The 20,683-nt window shown below is 65.9% G+C and carries 7 protein-coding genes; 1 reads left to right on the top strand and 6 read right to left on the bottom strand.

Annotated features, from left to right (window positions below):
* Positions 1-288: 288 nt before the first annotated feature.
* From ACZ434_RS09910 to ACZ434_RS09900, 3 genes are read right to left on the bottom strand one after another with little or no spacing between them, the layout of a single operon-like run.
* Positions 289-2,928: a pPIWI_RE module domain-containing protein gene (locus ACZ434_RS09910; RefSeq protein ID WP_468453641.1), complete on the bottom strand. Its 2,640-nt coding sequence runs from the start codon at positions 2,926-2,928 to the stop codon at positions 289-291.
* Positions 2,928-6,236 carry a pPIWI_RE_Z domain-containing protein gene (locus tag ACZ434_RS09905; RefSeq protein ID WP_468453639.1) on the bottom strand — a complete coding sequence of 1,103 codons (3,309 nt, stop codon included), beginning with the start codon at positions 6,234-6,236 and terminating at the stop codon, positions 2,928-2,930. Before ACZ434_RS09905 ends, ACZ434_RS09910 begins: the two co-directional genes overlap by 1 nt.
* Positions 6,233-7,339 carry a restriction endonuclease-related protein gene (locus ACZ434_RS09900; RefSeq protein WP_468453637.1) on the bottom strand — a complete coding sequence of 369 codons (1,107 nt, stop codon included), beginning with the start codon at positions 7,337-7,339 and terminating at the stop codon, positions 6,233-6,235. The genes ACZ434_RS09905 and ACZ434_RS09900 overlap by 4 nt, the downstream gene beginning before the upstream one ends.
* A 644-nt stretch (positions 7,340-7,983) precedes the next feature.
* On the opposite strand from ACZ434_RS09900, the gene ACZ434_RS09895 reads away from it, so the two are divergent.
* A complete protein-coding gene (locus ACZ434_RS09895; RefSeq protein WP_468453635.1) occupies positions 7,984-8,334 on the top strand; it encodes a hypothetical protein in 351 nt (116 codons plus the stop codon).
* A gap of 58 nt (positions 8,335-8,392) precedes the next feature.
* Here the strand turns inward: ACZ434_RS09895 and ACZ434_RS09890 are convergent, their stop codons facing one another.
* The 3 genes from ACZ434_RS09890 to ACZ434_RS09880 all read right to left on the bottom strand — a co-directional run bounded on the left by ACZ434_RS09890 (position 8,393) and on the right by ACZ434_RS09880 (position 20,259).
* Positions 8,393-13,324: a DEAD/DEAH box helicase gene (locus tag ACZ434_RS09890; protein WP_468453633.1), complete on the bottom strand. Its 4,932-nt coding sequence runs from the start codon at positions 13,322-13,324 to the stop codon at positions 8,393-8,395.
* Positions 13,325-13,462: 138 nt separating this feature from the next.
* Positions 13,463-17,308, bottom strand: a complete 3,846-nt coding sequence (locus tag ACZ434_RS09885; protein ID WP_468453631.1) for an Eco57I restriction-modification methylase domain-containing protein — start codon at positions 17,306-17,308, stop codon at positions 13,463-13,465.
* Positions 17,302-20,259, bottom strand: coding sequence for a helicase-related protein (locus ACZ434_RS09880; RefSeq protein ID WP_468453629.1), 2,958 nt, complete (start codon positions 20,257-20,259; stop codon positions 17,302-17,304). Before ACZ434_RS09880 ends, ACZ434_RS09885 begins: the two co-directional genes overlap by 7 nt.
* Positions 20,260-20,683: the final 424 nt, after the last annotated feature.

Here is a 20,683-nt window from a genome sequence, read left to right as displayed (position 1 = left end):
GGCGCCTGGCAGCGGCTCAGATCGACTCTAGAACTGGGGCAGTTTCTTCGCCGCTATACCGAGGCGGTCAAGAAGGCGCCGTGAAGGGGGCATACCCCCAGGGGCTCCCGATGCCGCCACCGAGTCGAGCTACTCGACTGTCGCCGCGTGAGCGGCTGTGACGAACTGGTCCAGATACTGCCCACACTCGACCCCCGGCCTGACACCGACCGCCCGGTAGTGATCTGTGCCGTATCCGGTCTGGCCGGCACCCAAGTGGCCGGGCACAGCCATGCCCGCCCGGGCACTTCACAGGACGTATTCCTCCATCAGTTCGGCGAGGTGGACGATGGCGGGCCAGGTGGTGGCGATGGCGGTGTGGGTGTGGAGGCGTCGTTGGGCGTGGACGTACATGGCCCAGTCGGCCGGGTTGTCACCGTCCTGGAGGAAGGCGGGCACGATCTCCAGCGAGCTCGGGTTGGAGCACGTCCAGGTCCGGTTGGCGGTCTGGGCCGGGTCGAACTTGGTGATCGTGAGAGGGGTCTGATTCTGATCCGAGCGCGGGTTGATGCCCCAAAAGGCGCGTTCCCCGACTTCGACCAGGCCGGAGAATCGCCCGTGTCGGGTGACCGGGATCAGTTCGTCGGTGCCGTCGCCGGCGCTGACCATTTCCTGGGTGACGCCGAAAGCCCTGGGTACCGCAGAGCGGTCGCTGCGCTCGCGTAGCCGGACGATGCGCAGGCCCGGTTGGTCGCCGGGCTTGCGGCGGACTGGGTCCGCATTGGAGGCCGTGATGTCGATGCCCGGCAGCACGAGCTGGTCGAAGGTGATGCGGCCGTCTTGTAGCCAGGGCCAGATGCCCTTGTCGCTCGTCCGGGCGCGGCGTACGAGCAGCAGGCGGTTGGCGGTGGAGTCGAGCGACAGCGCGTTGGTGAGGAAGTCGGCGAGGGTTGCGCGAGCGGTACGGGGTACGCGTCCGCGTCCGGCCACGAGGGCCTCTGGCAACGCGGTCAGTGGCATGGGGCGCTCGGTGGGGCTGCCCGTCGTCGTCATGAGCTGTGCCGTGGGTTCCTCGTGGGTGTGCTGACGGATCAGCATGGGCACGAGCATCCGCTCGCCGGCGGGGGCAAGCCATACGGTGATCAGCTCGAAGGGGCCGTCAACGCCGGGTGGGGCGGGGAGTTTGGGCAGGTGCCCCGCCTGGCGGAGGGCGTCCCGGAGAGCCGAACTGGCGCGCTCGATGTCGGTGGTCGAGAAGTCGGTGCCGGGAAATCGCTTGGCGAGGGTTGCTTTGCTGGGATTGGGGTTGGCCGGCGGGATGGGGCGCAGTCCCTGGACGTTACGGCGGAGGCTCGGGAGGACCTTCTTGAAGAGGGGCTTGGGGTCGCGCTGGCGTGTGCGGGTGAAGTAGGCCGCGCCTTCCATCTCTACGATGCAGGCGATGGGGTGGGCGAGGCGGGGGAATGCACGGGTGATTCGCGTGGTGCGTTCGGCCTCGCTGGCTTCGTAGGCGGCCCGCCGGGCTGCTGGGTCCGACTCGGTGGAGCGTGGCAGGCCGGCGGTGAGGTCTTGCGGGTCGTGGCGGTGGAGGGTGAGGTTGATCGGCCCGGTGAAGCTGGTGCGATCCGCTGTTGAGGTGGCGGGAGCCAGGCCGAGATTGCCGGCGGCGATCTGCAGGCACTGCCAGGTGCGGTCGGAGGAGGCCCAGACTTCCAGTTCATACGTGGGGGAGTCGGGCAGCTGCATCGGCAGGCGCGTTTTCGAACGGGTCCGCGCCTTGGGCGTGGGCGTCAGCGGGACCAGGCCCTTGTCCTCAAGCTGTCGGGCGACCTGAGCGAGGACCTCCATGTGGTCGCGGGGCTGGTAGCCGTGGCCGACGGGGTGCTCGTGGGTGGTACGAGCCGGCGGGGCGCCGTCCTGGTCCGGGTAGCGGTAAGTCATGCCGGTGCTGTGGACGAGGTGGGCGGCGAACGGCTGTGCCGCCGCGTTGCTAGGGGCGTTGCGCAGCTCGTCGAGGCTGGGTGGCTCGTGGTGGGTGAGGCGGGCGAGGATGCTGGTGACGCCCGGCTGCCAGGCCCAGGAGGTGTCCTGTCCGCGTCGGCGGATGGTGACTGAGCTCTGCAGGAGCATGGGACGTTCGCGGCGGTGGATGAATCCTTCCTTGGCGGAGAGCAGGACGCTGGCGGTGGGGTCGCCGTTTCCGCGGCGGGGGATGTAGTCGACTGCGTTCTTTGCGAAGCGGGTCATGCCCAGGTCGACGTGGAGATGGACTTCGGGGACGCCCGGGACGGTTTCCAGGTGGAAGGTGAGGACGTCCACGCTGGCGCCGGCCGCGCCGTCTTCTTCGATGAGTAGTTCGGGTTGGCCGAGGTGCAGGGTGCGGCGGCCGTCGGTTTGGGTGGGGCCGAGGCGGAGATCACGGTGGTGGCCCAGGGGCCGGAGTCCAGTGGTGGTGAGGTGTTCGGCGACGAGGCTGGGCAGGAGGTCGAAGACGTGCGCTGGAGGGTTGGCGGTGCCGTTGGGGTGGAGGCCGTGCTGGGCCAGGTCGAGGACTTCGGGGATCCATTCAAACTGGCCGGCGCCTTCGAGACGGCCGTACCAGTCGGTGTCCGGCATGTGGGGCGCGACGTGGGCGGAGGACCATGCCGACAGCGCGATCAGCAGCAGGTCCGGGTCGATCTCGGTGCGAGCGCGAAGCCAAGCGGGATGGCGCGGGTCCCACTGCACGGAGGTGATGTCCGGATCGATGAGGGTGAGCAGGTCCCGCAGTGACTTGGTCGGCAGGTTGTCGGGCCCGTTGCGCTTTCGGCGGCCGGGACGGGCTTCCCAGGCGGCCTGGAGAAGGCTGAGCATCCCCGGTGGGCAGGTCGCGCGGTAGCCCGTGACGGGCCAGCTGGACCCGGGGGTGAACGTGAGCACGGTGGCTTGGGTGGCGCGGTAGGCAGGCATCAGCGGTGACCCCAGTCGATGTTGTCGAGGAGATGGGAGGCCAGGCCCCAGCAGGCGTGGGCGAGCGCGTGGTCGAGGCGCTCCGCCGCACTGGCAGTCGGGCCTGGATCGGTAAGCCAGCCGTGCAGGAGTTGCTGGGCGGCGACGATCACGCTCGTGCGGGGAGTGTCGGCGGCGGTTTCATCGAGCGTGGCGGTGCGGGGCGCGAAGGCGGCGTCGCAGAGGTACACCAGGACCGGTTCGTTGCCGCGGATGCCGCGGCCGATCGTCTGGTGGAGCGGGACGAGGAAGTTGCCGACGAACGCCGCGTGTTCGACGGGGTCGGTCAGGCGGGAGAAGAGAACCGGCTCTCCTACCCGTTGCTGCCATTGGCGGCGTTCGCCGTAGCGGAGTTTGCGCGCGAGGTCGACGGGATCGATCAAGGGGTCGGCCAGCTCAATAGGGTTGCGGAGGCGGCGCATCGCCTCGCGGCTGAGCAGGGAAAGTGGGAAGGTGGCATCGTCCGCGGGTGGGTGGATGCGGGCCAGATAGAACACCGCGCCCAGGGCGGCGACGCGGCGGGCGTTGAGGATGTTGTGGCCGCGTTGGACAGCGCCCTCGGCAGCGACCAGGATGTCCGCGCCGGACGCGGCAAAGGCGGGCAGGCGGCGCCTCGGGATGCTGTGCCGGGTGGGCGGGTCGTCGTCGCGGATGACGTGCAGGGCCGTGTACGGGGTCTTGTGGTTGATGTAGTCGGCGACGGTCTGGGCATCGCGGGTGCTCTGCACGGTGAACAGGACCTGCTGACGGTCGGGGGCCAGCCGCAGACGGGCCTGCTGGAACAGGGATTCGCGCGCGCCGGAGGCGGGGTTGCAGATCCAGTCGGCTGCTGTACACAGGGCGTGGGCGTGGAGGGTGGGGTTGCCGCCGGTGCCGGAGGTGAAGACGGGGCGGCCGTCGGGGTAGCGCGGCGGGCGGAGGAACATTTTGCTCTCCTTCAGCGCGGCCCTGGCCTTTGCCGGCTCCCGTAGTACCAGGTTCGGGGCGACGTCCAGGTGGAAGCGGGGAGAGGCGGGCATCCAGCTGGTGGCGGAGGCAAGGACGACATGTGGCCCTTCGATGCCCTCGGCTGCCAGGAGATCATGAAGGTGGTAGAGCAGCCAGCGGCCGACCCCGCGCAGCCACAGGATGCTGAACGATCCGCTGCCACCACCGGGGTTGGGCTGCCACTGAAGCGCCATCAGGTTCCCGGCAGCCTGTTCGGGCACGAACGGCATCAGGTCACGCGGCGGCTGCCGACTCCAGAAGTCCTCCCCGTCACCGATCGGGAAGGTACTGATGGCGGGCAGCCGTTGGGCGACTTCGAAGAAAGAGGTCGTGATCCGCGCGGCCCACACCCCGGCCTGCAGCAACTGTGCCCACTCCGCCAGCGCGTCCCGGACATCCGCCTCCTCAATGGCGGGCTGGTGCGTGGTGATCCACGCCTCCGCGGCCTCCTGGGCCGAGACACGAGTGTCATGCGCTGCCGTCATCGCCTCGATCAACTCGGCCCAGTTCGCCGCAGGCGCCTGGAACGGCGCAGAGAGCAGCGAGGCGAAGTGGTCTTCGAAATACTGGTCGGCGGCTTCTTCCAGTTCTGCCTTGTCCGTGAAGTCGGTTCGTTCGCCGAGGCCGTGAAGGCCGCGGGTCAGGCGCCGCAGGAGGCTGTACCCGGTGAACGGTCCCTCGGTGATGACAGCGCGCACGGCATCCGCACCAGGGGCGATGACCAACCGGTACAGCTCGGTCAGTGCCTGATCGTGCCGACGGAAATGTTTGTCGCCAGCCGTCACCTCCGGGTTGAGCAGATCGAGGAACCAGGAGTGCTCAAGCCGCTGCCCGATTCGGTCGCCCACCCGGTGACTCCAGCCCCTGCCGGGCTGAGAAAGGATCTCGTGCAGCAGGAACCGGTCGTCGAACTGTTGCTGCACGGTGTCGGCTTCGTCGACGAGCAGGACAGACAAGTGGTGTTGGGCCGCTTCGGCGACGCGGACCTCGATCTGGGACTGCGGCATCCTCGTCGACGCGAGACCCGCTGCGGTTGTCACCCACACCTGTGCTTCGGCAACCTTGCGTGCCGCCGTATGCGACGGGCACCGGGACAGCAGCGGGCAGTCCCGACGACCGCTCTCGCCGACCACGGTGAGCCGCCCTGTGCAGGGGCGCTCCTCGCGGGGCAGTGGTGCCCGGTCGGTCCTGCTAGTCAGCCGTAGCTCCTCCAGGTAGCACTGGTCGTCGGCGAACGCTGCGGCAGGGTCCAGACCCGTGGGGAAGGTCTTCTCGCCGTCGTGGAGGAGCGAGCGCCAGAACCGGTCCTTGTGGACGCCTTCCCGGGTGCGTCCGAAGATGGGCACGGTGTCGATGCCCAGGGCCTGCAGAAAGCTGACCTTGGCGAACACGTCGCTGCCGGAGGCGAGGACGAACCCGACCTTGCCGCCGCGGTGGGCGATGATGAAGGCGATCAGGTCCAGCAGGGTGGACTTACCACTGTTCATCAGGCCGACCACGTGCCACAGGCGGTCGATGGTCATCCGCCACCGCTGATCGATGAGATGACCTTCGGTGTGGTCGGCCAGCAGGGCTTCCATCTGCTCGAACCGTTTGACGAAGTCCCGGTTTTCGATCTCCGGATGGGCTTCCAGGATCTTGTCGATCTGTTCGGCGGCCCACTGGAAGTTGTCCCGCGTGAGGGGGATGGGCTCCTGCAGCCGGGAGGCTGCTGCGGGCAGCACCGCTGGTGCCGGCGCCGGGATGAGCGTCTCGGGGACGCGGATCTGTTCCCGCCTGCCGTCGGCCCGCTCGAAGGAACACACCGAACCCGGCAGCGGCGGCCGGTACGAGGAGGCCGTCTGATAGGGGGCGATTGTCTGCAGCGTCTGACGGTAGAGGTCATGACGGGCCGCTGCGTACGGGGTGGACCGGCGCGTGAACACGGTCGACAACTCCGGCTTGTGCCCCAGCATGTCACAGGGTTCAAAGCCGCGTACCTGTGCCGGGAGCTTCACGTACTGATCGAGCTTTTCCCGCATGGTCCCGGTCTTGGCAAGCGGGCCCATCAGCTCCCGCAGAGTCCGGATCTGCGGGCCCAGGTCCATATCCAGACGCATGTATCCGGAAAGCACCGGCCATAGAGCTCCGACGCCCTGGCCGGGCAGATAGTCGTCCAGAAACGACAGGCCCACCTCAAGGGCGCAGACTTCCCAGGGCCTGAGGGGGCCGAGCAGGGGGCGCACACTGTCGTCCGCAAGCTCCTTCACCAGTGACTTGCTCCAGGAGCGGGTGTCCCTCATCGCCTTTCTCCTGACTGGCGTGCACGGACGGTGACTTGCCGCAGGAACGTCCTCTCGTCGAGGACCTCGACGCCGGAAACCCGGCCCTGTAGTTCGCGCTCGAGATCCGCGTGGTAGCCCGGAGTTTTGAGGCGGTGCATGGGGATGACGATGATGCGCCTGCGCGCCAGCACACGGGAATCGCAGCGAAAGCCTCGGGCGAGCAGGGCTGGGCTTGAGCAGTCCTTAGCGTCGACGGCCCAGCACTCCGCTTCGGCACTCGGTTCCTGGTCCTTGAACGTCAATGCCATATCCCAGGCGTCCAAGCACGGCCAGTCCTCGACGCACAGCATGTCGTCGACGAGCTCACCCAGGTGGTCCAGCAACCTTCCCTCCAGCAGTCCCGGGTCGTGGAAGAACTGGCGGGTGGCCCGGTGCTGAGTCCAATACCCACCCAGACACGCCACCTCGTGCCGCTCCGGCACCCCCGCGCAGCCGGGAGTCCCACAGCCAACGGCCCCGTCGTCAACTAAATTTCGGCAGGCGGCGCAGCGTCGCAGGCGAACTTTCCCCGGCGCTTGGACCGGGTGGTGAACGTAGGCGACGCGGACGAACTTTGCCAGGAACGAATCATGGTCGGAGTCCGTTGCCGGCAGCTCCCGCGCCAGCGCTAGGACCTCGCGGTCGCTGAGTACCGGAAGGTCGATCAGCAGGCGCCGCAGCCGACAGTAGACCCGCTGGACCGCATCATCGTCGCCACCGTTCATCCGTGCACACAACATCAGGGCGGCGAAGACCTGATTCTGAACGAGTTCTGCCTCGACGTCAGCGTGCTGAACCAAGTCTGCCGCCTGCTCGGCGAATTCAGACAGGGAATCTCCCTCCAGCAGCACCGCTTCGAGATCGGCTTCAGAGAGCGACAGAGGTACAGGCCACGACCCCAGCGGGCGACGGCACCAGTCGAACAGTTCCAGGTCGTTGCCGGGCCCCTCCAAGCTCAGTGTCTGCGCCTTCCACCACAGGCGGCCCCGTGCATCACGCCACGCACGCGGCAATGGCCCCGACTCGGCCGTTCCGTGGGCTTGAATTCCGGTCCGCTGTCGTTCGAGGCGGATCTTCGCCAAGGCGGCACTCAGTAATTCCACCAGCAGGTAGTCGTCCTGCGCGGTCTGCGGGTCTCTTCCTCCGTCAGGGCCGGCGTCCCGCGATGCTAGGACCGCAGCAGCCGGGTTGTAGTCATCTGGAGAGTCGCAGTCAACCGATCGCGGCTTCGTGCGGCCGGAGGAGGACGCAGCAGCTTTCTGAGTAACACTCATAGTCGACCGGTATACCGGACCCCACTGACAACGCACTCGCTGGCGTAAACTGGCATTCGATTACTCGGCCATGTATTCGATTGCTGTGCGGTGTCGCGAACTGGCCGGAGGAGCTGCTCTCCAAGGGGGGGTCCGGCGGATGTGCGTCCGTCGGCATGTCTGGTCAGTCCGCCTCACGATTCCGCTTCCAGCGGGTCAGAAATTGGAAACTGCGGGACATCGACATCCAGTATTGATGGTTCCTCGTCATGCCTTGGGATTCGCTTACGGCAGACGCAGATAACGCCTGGCAGGCTTGGATGCCCGGCGCCGTGTATGTCAAAGTACGACCACCGTAAAATGGCGCGGTGCCGCTCGGGTGTTCTTGTTTCCATGTTGGAGGTCAATTCTTGCCCGAACCTTCCCGCTACACCCTGACCGTTGATGAGGGTGACCGTCCAAGGATACTGACGATGTCGGTGTTCGTGATGACGCAGAGAGAAGAATCCACGGTGTTGGGCAACGCGGTGGGTCTATACGTCAGGCTAGAGATTGACATGGGTGATAGCAGTAGAGCAGCTATGTATTTTCTTTCACGCTTGGAGGGAGAGCTCAGGTGGGTGATTGACGCCAAGTTCGGCCCCGGCGGATATCCGCACTATGTTCACGGATTCGGGGAGCGCCTCTCCGCCGCCCGGGTGGTCATCAAGCAGGTGGCCGCAATTCTCGATGGTCTTGCTCTCGCCCGCGGCTTGGCCAAAAAGATTGGCGAGGAGATCCCGCTGGTTCTCACGCCACGCCGGTCGATGACCGGTCCCGCCTGACGTGACGGCCCCGGTAGTACCGCCTCAAGGACTGGTACTACCAGGGCCGTTGGATTAATCAGCGCTCGGTGGTGAGGCGCTCCAGGACTTCTTCCGCGCACTGCTCGGCGTTGCGGACGATCTGGCCGCCCCAGTAGGACAGAACGGTCCAGCCATCGGCCCGCATGGCGTCTCGCTTGGCCTTGTCCGATGCCTGTCGTTCCTGGGTGTGGTGATGCTTCCAGCCGTCACAGAAGACAGCGACTTTCTGGTCGGGCCAGGCGAAGTCGGCCACAGTGACGGGGCGGGGTGTTCCGTCGGTGGAGCCGCGGTCTCCCCAGTTGTACTGGGCGTGGCCGCGGGGTGCTCCAAGAGCCATCAACGCGATGGCGAGGCGCCGCTCGATCGCGGAGCGCGGGCGGCCGTGGAAGGCATCCGTGTAGCTGGGCACCCGGCGTCCGTCCACCGTCGGCGCATCAGCGAAGCGACGCAGGAAATCTGCGGCGACGTGACGGTCGAGCAGGTCTTCTTCCAACTGGTTGCCGTACGAGCGCAGGCATGCGTAGCAGGAGCGCTCACAGGAGCAGTCCTCCAGCACCGGGACGAGGGCAGCGGCCACTTCACCGAAGCGCGCGGCGAGCTGGCGCAGGTAGCCGGCACCGCCGGGGACCTCTTCGTATAGCACAGCGAGCCGGAAGGTGGCTTCGTCGCTTTCCGGGTCGGGCCGTGGCCAGTCGAAGCCGGAGACCTCGTCGTCGCCGGCTTGGAGCATGACGCGGCAGCCGAGGTCCAAGGCGGCGCGGACGCTGGCGAGGAACTCCTCCAGTCGGTCCGGAAGGATATCGAGTGCTTCCAGGTCAGGGAGGACCTGCAAGCAGTCGACGCGGCGGTCAACCTGCAGGATGCTGTATTCGAGTCGCTGGTTGGTGCAGATCTTGTCATGGAACTGCTGGCGATCTCGCTGAGCGCGGGTCGGCGTGGGGCCGGGGATCGCATCGAACCACAAGCCGCACCCGGTGCAGATGACGAAGCGCTCGCTATTGCTCTGATTCCTGGTGATGCGTCCGCGGTTGAGGACGGTCAGGTCCGCGCCGCGCTCCCACTGCAGGACGAGGCCGTCACGTTCGAAGAGGAAGGTCTCGGCGGTGTTGGGGGCGCCGAGGTGGTGGGTGACTTCGAAGGGGGAGCGGGAGCGGTGTTCTTCGTCTGCCGAGATCCGCTGACGACGTGAGGCGCGCATGGCGCGCATCGGCACGCTGAGCTGAGGGCTCAGGTCGTCGCTGTCGCAGGACAGGCAATGCGCGTTGGTGGGGGCGTTCACAGTGTCGCAGCGGTTGCACAGGTTGATGTGGTCGAGGGCGCCGACGCCGTCGGAGTTGATCAGGTTGGCACGGCGGAAGTCGACCTGGTCGACGAGCCACTTGTCGCCGCGGGCGTAGACGAGTTGACCGGGGGCGTAGTCCTTGAGTGCCTGGACGGAGTCCTGGGACAGTTCGGCCGTCTCGCGTTCCAGCGCGAGGCTGGTGGTGTCGGTGGGGAAGGCGTAGGAGGGCAGGAAGCCGACGGAGCTGAGGTAGGACAGCACGTACGCCCGGTTGCGGTCGCCGCTGCGCATGGCTTCCAGACTGGCGTTGATACTGGTGAGGGCCCGGGAGGCTTCCTTGTTCCCCGGCTTGCTGGCGGCCTGCATCCACTCCTCCAGCAGACCCTTCTGGCGGATGCGATACGGCTCGACGTGCGCGTCGAGGTCGTCGATCCAGGAATCGACCACCTCGTATGCCCAGTCCTCGGTGAGCCACGGAAGATCCTCTTCGGCTAGGCCGAGACGGAACGCGGCGAGGACCTTGGCCGCGTTGCGGTCGCGTCCCTCAGCGAGGGCAGTCTTGACTTCATCGATGCCGTGGAGGGTTCCATCCGCGTCCTCGGTAACCAGACCCCGCATCCACTGCGGGAGGTTCTCCCCGCACAGCTCAAGGGCCATGGCCCGGGCGTGGCGCTTGAGCACGCGCTGGTTGTCCAGCAGGAACGCCGGCGGGCGGATGGCGCCGCGGATCATTTCCACAGGCCGGGCGTAGTAGTAGCTGTCGTGTGGCATGCCACCGGCGAAGGTGACGACGAGCGCGACCCGCTCTTCCCGCCGTCCGGCTCGGCCAGCGCGCTGGGCGTAATTGCTCGGGCGCGGAGGTACGTTACGCAGGATGACGGCGAGCAGCTGGCCAAGGTCCACGCCCAGCTCCAGCGTCATGGTGCACACCAGCAGGTTGAGATCGCCCTCTTTGAAGCGCTCCTCGATCTGCACACGGTTCTCCAGGGGCACCTGCCCGGAGTGCTCCTCAGCCTTGATGACCAGAGGAGCGTCGCTGGCGGCCAACAGCCGCTCGTGGTCATCCCGGTCGCCCTGCCACGGCTCCATGGTGCCCTTGCAGTTGAACGTGGCGCACCTGTTCTGCGGCGAGGGCCCGGGCTGCACGGCCCGGCAGGCACGGCACCGGTACGTGGTTTCGCTGGCGGGCCTGATCTCCAGAGCCTGTGGCGGAACCTGGCGCAGCACCACCCGCTGTCGGCCGCTGCCTACCTGAGTGCCTTCCAACAGGCTGTGCTCGGCCAGCAGGTCAACGGCCTTGCGCACACCCCGCTCGACAGCGTCGGACCTGGTCACACTTGGGAATGCGGTCCGCACCAGGCGGCCGGCCGCGCTCTTGGCGCTGATGGCCAAGGGGTTGGCGCCAGGCACCCTGACGTTGGTTTCGCCATAGCCGGTGATGGACTGCCCCATGCCCATAGTGGCGCCTGAGTCGACGAGTTCGGCCTCGGTCTTGGCGTCGAGACGCTTCTGGAGCAAGTCGTGGCCGAGTCCGCCGCGGGTGCGAACCAGGTCGAGCATGCGGGCCAGCAACCAGCGTGCCGCAGCGGCGTCTGCGCCCAGTGTGTCGGTGAGCGGCTTGAGCGCATCGTCACTCAGCACTTCCAGGCCGGGGTAGCCGATCGTGACCAGCCCGAGGCGTTCCAGGGTCGGCGGCCGTCGCTCGTCGCTGGCGATTTCCCCGAGCAGGTCCCACTCGCACACACGCAGGGCCCGTCGGCGGGCGTCCTTACCTGCAGGATCCTCGTAGAGACCGGACTCCTGGCCGCGCCGGAAGACATCCTCGACCAAGCTGTTGAAGCTCGCGGGTGGCTCCTCATTACGAACGCGGTCGGAGATGCTATCCACGATCAGACGGCGCACCTGCACGGCCCGGGACCGGTCGCGCAGGTAGCCGGCCTGAAAGGCGGTGTCCTGCCGCGAGTCGGCGAAGATCAGAAGGCGCCGCAGCATCTCGTCATCGCTCTGCGCCGCCAGCCCGGTGTGCAGGCTGAACGCTGCGGCCGTGACCGCGGCGGCGGTGCGGGCGGTGAACTCCTGCACCGCGCCGTGCGCGCGCAGATACCCGCACACTGGGCACCGCGTCAGCGGCCGATCGGGCTCCGGCACAGCGACAACAACCTCGCGAGTCGCGGCTCCACACCCCAGGCACGTGGCACCGTTGGCGTCCTTGCCGCAGCTCGTGCACCGGCGCGCCGGGTACCAGTTCCGGTCACCAGTCCGAGGGACCTGCAGCGGTTCATCGGCCGTCAGGCGACGGGCCACATAGCGAGCGACCGGACCGTCGGGATCGTCCCGCTCCAGGTCGTAATCCTGGCCACAGCCCAGGCAGACCCCCAACGGTGTTGTGGCCTTCGCGCCACAGCCTTCGTGGCTGCACGTTGTCGCGCCGTCCAGCAGCAAATGCTCGGCTTCCCCGGCGCAGCGCACCGGCGTGGGCAGGCTCCGCAGGAACAGGTGAACCTTGGCCTCCAGGACGGGCGGGCCCTCCGGGGTGTGGGTGTCCGCCCCGAGCAGCAGCCAGCCGGCTACTTCGTCTTCCAGCGCATCCCGGTCGGCCCCTTGCCGCTGCGGCAGACCGGAGAGAAGCTCCATCAGCTCATCAACCGTGCTGGGCTCCGACAGGTGCGCCCGCAGCAGATCCAGCACCGGACTGGCCTGTGGATCGCCCAGTACGGCCCGCAGCCGGGAGGTGTCCCCGCCGTCGGCAAGGGCCTGGCGGAGCTGCTCGCGGTCCGGCGCCGGGCCGATCAGGCTCACATCCGGCTCGGGCTGGGGCACGGCCGTCTCTTCGATGATGCCGTCCACGTCGAACGGGGCGGCGAACAGGCTGCTCGCGAACTCCGCGGTGCGCTGCAGATCGACCGCGTGGTCGCCTCCGGCGCTGACGGTCGCGGACAGGCCGACACATACCAGCCCCTCATCGGCGACATGACCGCGAAGCCGCCTCACCAGGCCGGCGATCTCGGTGCCCAGCGCGCCCTGGTAGGTGTGGATCTCGTCCAGGATCAGATGGCGCAGCACCCCGTTCCGGAAGAGTTCCCGGTCCTCCCGGCGGGTCAGGATGTACTCCAGCATGGAGTAGTTGGTCAGCAGGATGTCCGGGGGCATCTCCTGCATCCGGGTGCGGTCGTGTGTCGGGGTCGCGCCCGTGTAGACGCCGTAGGTCAGCCCCAGTGCCTCGCACGCCGCCTTGATGCGGTCCTCCTGGTCGTTGACCAGGGCATTCATCGGATACAGCGCAATCGCCTTCACACCCGGACGGTGCCCATTCTCGTAGGCATGCGCGACGACCGGGATGAGGAAGGACTCGGTCTTGCCCGACCCCGTACCAGTGGCCACCAGTGTGTTCAGGCCCTGTCGGATTCGGGTAACCGCCGTGACCTGATGTGTGAACAGACGCTCTACCCGTGGGAACGCGCCCGTGATCTCTGGTGGCAACCCGATGTTCGTGGAGAGGTCGGCCAACGTAGCGTCCAGCTGGAAGCGCGGCTGGACAGACAGGTACGGGCCTCGCCACAGCAGCGCCTCCTCGTCCACCAACCGTTCCAGGCGTGAACGCAAGCCAGGGTCGGCGATGGGGTAGGTGGTCCAGGTGAACCGCCGGTAGTCCTCACGCAACCGATCAGCCAGCTCCAGCGGATTCATCCCTCGCCCTTCCTACCCACACCCGTTGTCGATCGTCCGGCCGTACTGCGGGCGCTCCTGAACAGAGGAGGCCCGCCTACGTCTTGAAGCGAGCGTAGTGCCGGTCACTGACAACACGTCTCGCACTGGCGGTCAAGATCAGCCAGCCAAGCGCGCGAAGTGCTCGCGGACGAGCGTTTTGTACTCCTCGCTGGGCCGTACAGGACTGCCCTCGGTGTCCGCGCTCTGCCGGAAGTCAGCCAGGATCAGCTCCAGTTGTGACGCGGACAATCCGTAGAGGCGTGCGACCCGTGCATCTAGCTCCGCCCGAAGCTGGTACTCGTCCTCCTTGGAAAGAGGTCCGCAGTTAACCTCAAGGACTTCGGCCAACTCGTTGAACTCGAATGCCCGGCAGGTCAGCCGAGCGGAAATTCGAACAACTTCCGCGCCCGGGCCGCGATCTAGCGGAACGTCGGCGACAGGGATTGTTGACATAACCGTTTTGCTGACAGAGCTCGAAACCTTGCGTCTTACGACGAAGTCGATTACGAGACTGTTAAGCAAGCCAGCGACATAGGCCATAGCTTCTGCGCTGAGAATGGTGCGATAGCCATTCGCGGTATGATCAAACGTCGACCTGTAGAAGAAATGCAGCTTATGTGAGATGGCTGTGTCGGGGGGAATGATTGCAGCAATCAACGTGCGCTCATCTGTGGCGCGGGCGGTCTCCCGGAAGCAGAGGCGGTAGTGATCCGCAGGGATCTCCAGGGCGCCTTTCCGGACCTCACTGCTCCTCAGTGAGGTTTCTCCTCGCCGTCGCGGAATGGTGGGAGATCGCTTCTTTAGCTTTGCGCGCTTCACTGCGCGCCCGACCAGAGATTCTTCTCCGTCAGGTTCTACGAGGCGGTACGTCGGGGTTGAGAAGTCGTGCACGAACTGATGGATATTCTTCCCTTCCCTGAGTGGAATTCCGCTGCCTTCTGTCGAGAACGAGCGTCGATCATCATGAATGTTGAGTTCCCGTCCCCAATCGATCTGCCAACTCCCGGCTGACATATGGTCCAGAAGCATTGGCCTTGAGTCATAGAGTGCCGTCAAAAGCGAGAGGAGTTGTGGATCTCGCGCATCAGGGACGGCGAGCGTCTCTGGATCCATGGCTTCAAGGGTGCTACGAGAGATGGGGAGGGTTCGATTTTCAAGGTCAAGAAGATGCTCTAGTGACGACACGTTGCTTGTGAACGGTAGTGGGTCTGTAGATCCCCCTGCTTCCGCCACCAATAGAAGGAATTGTTCACTTCGGTGGATTGGGAAGATTCCGTTCGAATTGTCACACAGAACGAAGTGGTCAACGGTGCAATGATCTAGAAGCTCTTTGCGGTGCTCTGCAGTTGATGCTCCATTTACGACGCCGGAGTCGATGACCAGGCCCAGTCGGCCGCGAGGGGCCAGCAAGGCGAGTTCCCGCTCAAGGAACGTCCTGTAGTAGTTAAAAGCGATACCGTGACCGTAGAGCATCCGGTAAACCCCGGAACTCTTGATGAATGTCTTGACTCCGGTGAGTTGTCTGTCAGCGTCGCTCTTGGCCGCTGCGACATTGCTTTGCTGTTCCAGCTCCCGCTGGCGTGCGAGCTTCTCGTCCTTCTTCTTGAGAAGTGCGTACGACGGATCGAATCGCCCGTAGAACTCGGCCGACTTAAAGGTGACACCTTCCCAGGGAGGGTTTCCGATGATTGCGTCGAAGCCGGCGTCGGGCCGACGCTTTCCCTTGGAGTTGTAGAATACTTCAGGGTATTCGACTTCCCAGTGGAATGGTCGAACGTTCGAGCGTACCTTAGCGGGGATTCCTGCAAGGTCTTGGCGTAGCAATTCTCCTGATTTGATGCTGGTGTGCCCGGCAAGCCACTGGCTGCTGTTCCCCTTTAGCTCATCCAGGAAGAATGGAGCGACCCACCAGTCGCCCAGGGACTGAAGCCTGGTGAAGTCGTTGCCATCCAGGAGCTTCTCAAAGCGTTTTTCCTTGGCGCGGACCTCTAGCCGATCTTCCGAGGGGATTTCTGCCAGGGCCCGACGCACACGAACGAGAGATGTAAGATCTGGCTCCTCCAGCGTGAAGAGAGAGTCCTGGAGAATGTCAATTTTTGCTGCGGCACGCAGAGTGCGGCCGTCTTGGGCAGGGAGAGGAACTCCTCCCCACTTGTCGAATTCGGCTCCAATCACTGCATTGCCGCAGCGTAGGTGAGCGTCCAGAAAGGAGAGGGGTTTCCCGGCGGCGGCCGTGGTAAGCCAGAGTGAGACCTTGGCTAGTTCGACCGCCATCGGGTTGAGGTCGACGCCGTAGATGCAGCGTTCGACGATGAGGCGGCGATAGGCTGCGCGCTCGGTGTCGTCCAATTTGTGGTCGAGTAGTTCGCCTTCCCGGGCCAGGGCTTCACCGTAAGCCTCGGTCAACTGATGCACAGCCGGGACGAGGAAGGCACCTGATCCCATGGCAGGGTCACAGATCCGCAGGTTGAGGATGTCTTCGGGAGCGGCGTCCTTGATCAGAGGTCGGAGGGTTTCGCCAACAACGAAGTGAGCCAGCGGACGGGCGGTGTAGTAGGAACCAGAGCCCTTGCGCTGACCACTGGCTTCGAAGAGGTAGAAGGTGCCGGGATCGTACGTTTCTAGGGTCTCAGCGCCCTCGGACAGCTGCTCGGCGTCGAGTACCTGCACAATTGCCGACTGTCCTCGTCCAATGCGGGCCAGGATCTTGGGAGAGTTGGCGATCTGAGGCTCGAACGAGAGCAGCCCCTCGTAAATGCTGCCCAGCTGTTCGACGCCGAGCTCACGGTAGTTGACTGCTCGTCGTCCTGCGGCTGTTTTGCTGGTGGGGCGTTCAGCCTCGGTCCAAGAGAGGGCGTCGATCGCGTCTCGGATGAAGGTGTCGCCGATGGTCATGGCCGGGTTGTCGAGCAGCGGGCACTTGGCTGGGTCGAACAGGCCCCCGTTGAAGCCAGTGATCTGCAGTTCGCCGGCATCGACGCCGTCACGCAGCAGGGACCACGACGCCCGTAGAGAGTTCCATAGAAGACCGCCGTCAGGCGCCCAGCCTGCCTCGGTGAGGATCTCCCGCCGGAGGGCGCGCAGGGAGTAGCCGCGGTCGTAGGAGGGAGTGCCGACAGGCAGGAGCCCGCGGTCCTCTGCGTAGGCGACGAACAGCAGGCGGTAAGCGATTTTGAGGGCGTCGGCAAAGAGGTCGCGGGGTTCGGGGATGGGCTGCCGGTGTTGCCGCCAGTGGTGGAGAGCGCCGTTGGCGATGGCGCTGATGGCGGTGCGTACGCCGCCGGAGAGGTTTTCACTGACGGCGGTGGCAGCCTCGGAGCTCGCGTCCTCAATGAGCTTCCACAGGATCTCGCCGGCTGGGTCGGGGATGAAGGCTTCCGGCCGCAACAGTGCCCACAGGACGCGCCACTCGTGCTCGTCACCGAGTTCGGCCAGGCCGGCGAGGTCGACTGACAGATAGCTTGCTTCTCCGCCGAGCCCGGGGTCTCGTCGGATGACTCGCAGTTCGCTGCCGTTGCTGAGTAGGACAGCAGGGAGCTTGTGCTCGCGGGCGCACACTTCGGCCTGACGCTGGGGTCGAAGCTTGCCCGCGCGGCGGCCCGTGGGGGAGGCGTCCAGGTGTTGCCCGGGCGGGGTGATGAGCACGGAAACGAGATCGGTCATGCCGGGTTTGCCATCGGGAGCACTGGCGCGACCGGCGACGGGCTCCTCCAGAGCCGGGAGACTGCCGGTGAAGATCCAACCGAAGTACGAGAGCCAGGTGAGCATACGCTTGCGGGTTTCCCCGGGGGTGCTGGTCTCGTCAATATCGGCGACCAGGCGGCGCAGCTCACGCCTGGCATGGCGGATGCCCTCTGTGGCGTCGTCGGCTCCGACCCGGTCGCGTTGTTCGCGCAGGAACAGCGCAGGGTCAGAGAGGTAGTACGTGGACAGGGTGGTGCCGGCGACGGTGATGTTCAGCATCCGGGCACCTCCACGCACACGATGCAGCCGACTGGTTCACCGGCGCTGACATCGGCGACCTGGTAGCCGCGGCTTAGAGCTTTCCGGCGGCGGTTGAACTCGTCATTGACTGCGGCCCGGGCTTCGTCGACGGTGTGGAAAGCGCCATGTCCGGTGTCGGCAAAGAGGCCGAGCTGGATGCTGTCACCGGCACTTGCGGTGAAGCGCCTCTCGGCCTCGGCCAGTTCTGCGGCGTGCCAGCGGTCGAGGTCGGCGTGTAGGCGTTGGGATTGGGCAGTCAAGTGTTCTCGCAGAGCTTCGGCGCGGACGGCGATTCGGCGGGAGGCTTCTTGCTGCCCGCATAGGACGGCGGTGTCGAATTCAAGAGCCAGCTCCTGACGGGCCTTGTCAATGATGTCGAGGCTGCCGGAGGGCGCGGGGCGCTGGCGGAGGCGGCGCAGGTCGGTAGTTGGGTCCTGGCTGGGCGCGGCGGGTGTGCCGTCCGCGTTGCGAGGAACGAAGACGGGCACCAAGGGCTCTTCCAGGACACGGCCGTCGTCGGAGGTGATCCGGCCGACGTAGGTGAACAGCCACCCGCCATGGCCCTCAACCACGGGGCGCACAGCAACGCGGTTGGCGGCGCGCTCGTCGTACAGGCGGGTACGGACGCGCTGAAGGACCGCCCGCACCAGAGGGTGGGCGGGCGTGAGGAAGGCAATTCCGTGGTGCTCGGGTTCGAGCGCGACGGAGCGGCTGAAGGTGGCTTGAAATGCCTCTTGGGGGACGAGCGGGTACTGCTTGAGGAGAGGCCCGGGCTCGATGGTCACGATGTCGCCATTGCCCACGACAGAGCCGCCGCACTGCCTCACCACGGAGGCCACCAGTTGCCGGAACTCGTCGAAATCTGGCAGAAGCCAGCCAGCCTGTTCGCGGGCGGCTGTGGTCTCGCCCTCAATCTGTTTCTCGTTCTTCATGCTCTGCATGAGCACGAGGGCGCCGCTGCGCTCGAGATAGTCACGGACCTGCTGGACAGCCCGCTCCAGGCGCTGCTCCAGTTCCGCAGCGTCGATGTCCTCCAGGAGACCGTCGATCACGTCGCTGCGGCCGGCCACACCCAGAACGTCGCTGCTGGAGCCGAGCTGCTTGGTGATGGTGGAGAGCTTGTCGCGCAGCCGTTGGAGGATTTCCTCATCACGGGTCTCGGCCAGATAGAGGTAGCTGATCTCGACAACGTGCGGCTGGCCGTAGCGGTCGACACGACCGTTGCGCTGTTCCAACCGGTTTGGATTCCAGGGCAGTTCGTAGTGGACTACTACGTGGCAGGCGTCCTGCAGGTTGAGACCTTCTCCGGCGGCATCGGTGGCCAGCAGGATAGCTCCAGGCGTGGCGGCGAACCGCTCCAGTACCTCACGTCGCTTCGCCAGTGGGATGGTGCCGTCGACCCGTAGCAGCGGCCCGTGGCCCAGGTTTTTCTCCAGGTAGTCCAGGGTGTCGCGGTACTCCGTGAAGAGGATGACCCTCTCCCCGCGCCGCCCGGCACGGAAGCCTTCCAGCCAACCCTGCAGCCGGGTGAGCTTGCTGTCATCGCCGGGACTGAGGGACTCGACCATCTCCAGGAGCCTGCCGACCAGGCGCTGCTCCTCGCGCAGATGGTCCTCCGGAAGGTGGGCAGCTACGCCCTCCAGCGCCAGTTCCTCGGCGGCCCGCAGTTCTGCTTCCGGCAGTGCGGTGTCCCCGCGGTATTGCTGCAGTACGTCCATGCGCTGCCGACCAGTGCGATCGACCGGCGGGATGCCGAGGTTCTCCGCTCGACGGCGCAGGCTCTGCAAGAGCGCATAGGGGCTGGATAGGGCGCGCTTGCGCAGCACTTCCAGGGCGAATGCCTGCACGTAGTAGGAGTCGGTGCCGCGTAGGGCAGTCAGCATGCGCTTGCTGTGCCCGCGCAGCCGCTGGTGGATCTCCTTCTCCCGGCTGGTCGGGCGGACCTCGATGGGCTGCGGCGGCAGGCGCCGGCTGATCGGCTGAGCCGGTTCGCCGCGGGTGACGTCGTCCTTGAGTCGGCGCACGATGTACGGCTGGACCAGCTCGGGATCCAGCCGCCCGTCATCGGCGGCCAGGTGCGGAGACAGGAGCTGGAGCAGGCTAGCGAACGACTCCTGGTACCCGTTGTGCGGCGTTGCCGACAGCAGGAGCAGCTCTCGGCTGTGGTCGGCCAATGCGCGGGCCAGGCGGCTGCGGTCGGTGGCGCTGGAGCGGCCCTCCCCCGCATAGGCGCGGGCGACATGGTGGGCCTCGTCGATGATCACCACGTCGAACGGTGGCGCGGCTTGAATGGCACCGATGTTGTTCTTCAGGTAGTCGATCGATGACACCGCGTAAGGGATGGCGGTCCACGGGCTGACCGTGGTCGGATTGTCCCGGCGAACCTCCAGCCACTTCTTGCTGTCGACCTTGGTGAAGTCGAGGTTGAAGCGGAAACGCATCTCCTCGACCCACTGATCTTGGAGTCCTGCCGGGGAGGCGATCAGTACGCGGTCCGCGCGGCCACGGCGGGCCAGTTCCATCAGCAGGAGGCCGGCCTCGATGGTTTTGCCCAGACCGACATCATCCGCGACCAGCAGGCGTACGCGCGGCTGGCGCATGCCGACGAGAACTGGCACTAGCTGGTAGGGCTCCACATCGATTCGGCCATGCTCGACCGCCAGAAGGTCTCCACGGCCGTGGGCCATGGTGAGGGCCAGCGCGTCATGAAGTTCGTTGAGCAGGACGGCGTTGCCTGGCTCGAAGCGTAGCTGTGTGGCCGCCTCCAGGCTGATCGTCGGCTCCTTGCTGGCAAGTACTGTCAGGTGGCGTGGCCCAGGGCGCTCATCGGCCCGGCGTAGATCGAGGAATGCCTCGCTGCCCGCGCCACGGACCGCCTCGACCTCCCACAAACGATCTCGGAGCCGTACCCGCATCCCGCGCTCGTACATGACTGATGTGTCTCCCTACCTGCTGATCAGCAGGTAGCAGGCTACCGGGACGCACTTCGGAGGGGGACGGATCAGGCAACTACTCGCGCGATACAAGCCCCGCGCTCCATGATCACTTGCGGTCGGTACCGGAGTGAGCGCTATGAGACTGCGCCCCTTATAGCTTCAGCGGGAGCGCCCGCAGAGTCCGACCTGTGGTGGCGGTGAGATAAAAGGGATCGGCCCCGAGGAGCAAGGTTTGGGCCAGCGGCCAAGCGTTTAGAAGGCGCCTGCTCTATCCACTGAGCTACGGGGGCTGACCTGCGTAAACGTAGCCTCCGGGGTGCTCTCCCCCGGGTCACGGGGGACACATGGGGAAAACGCGGCTTCCCGGTGACCGGGGGACGCGAGCGCTCCCCGATCGGGCCGCACGTAGGGTCTCACA

This window comes from Streptomyces sp. NPDC030893 (assembly GCF_055571535.1).
The sequence above is the reverse complement of the archived record's forward strand: the minus strand, read 5'-3'. Positions and strand labels throughout refer to the sequence as shown.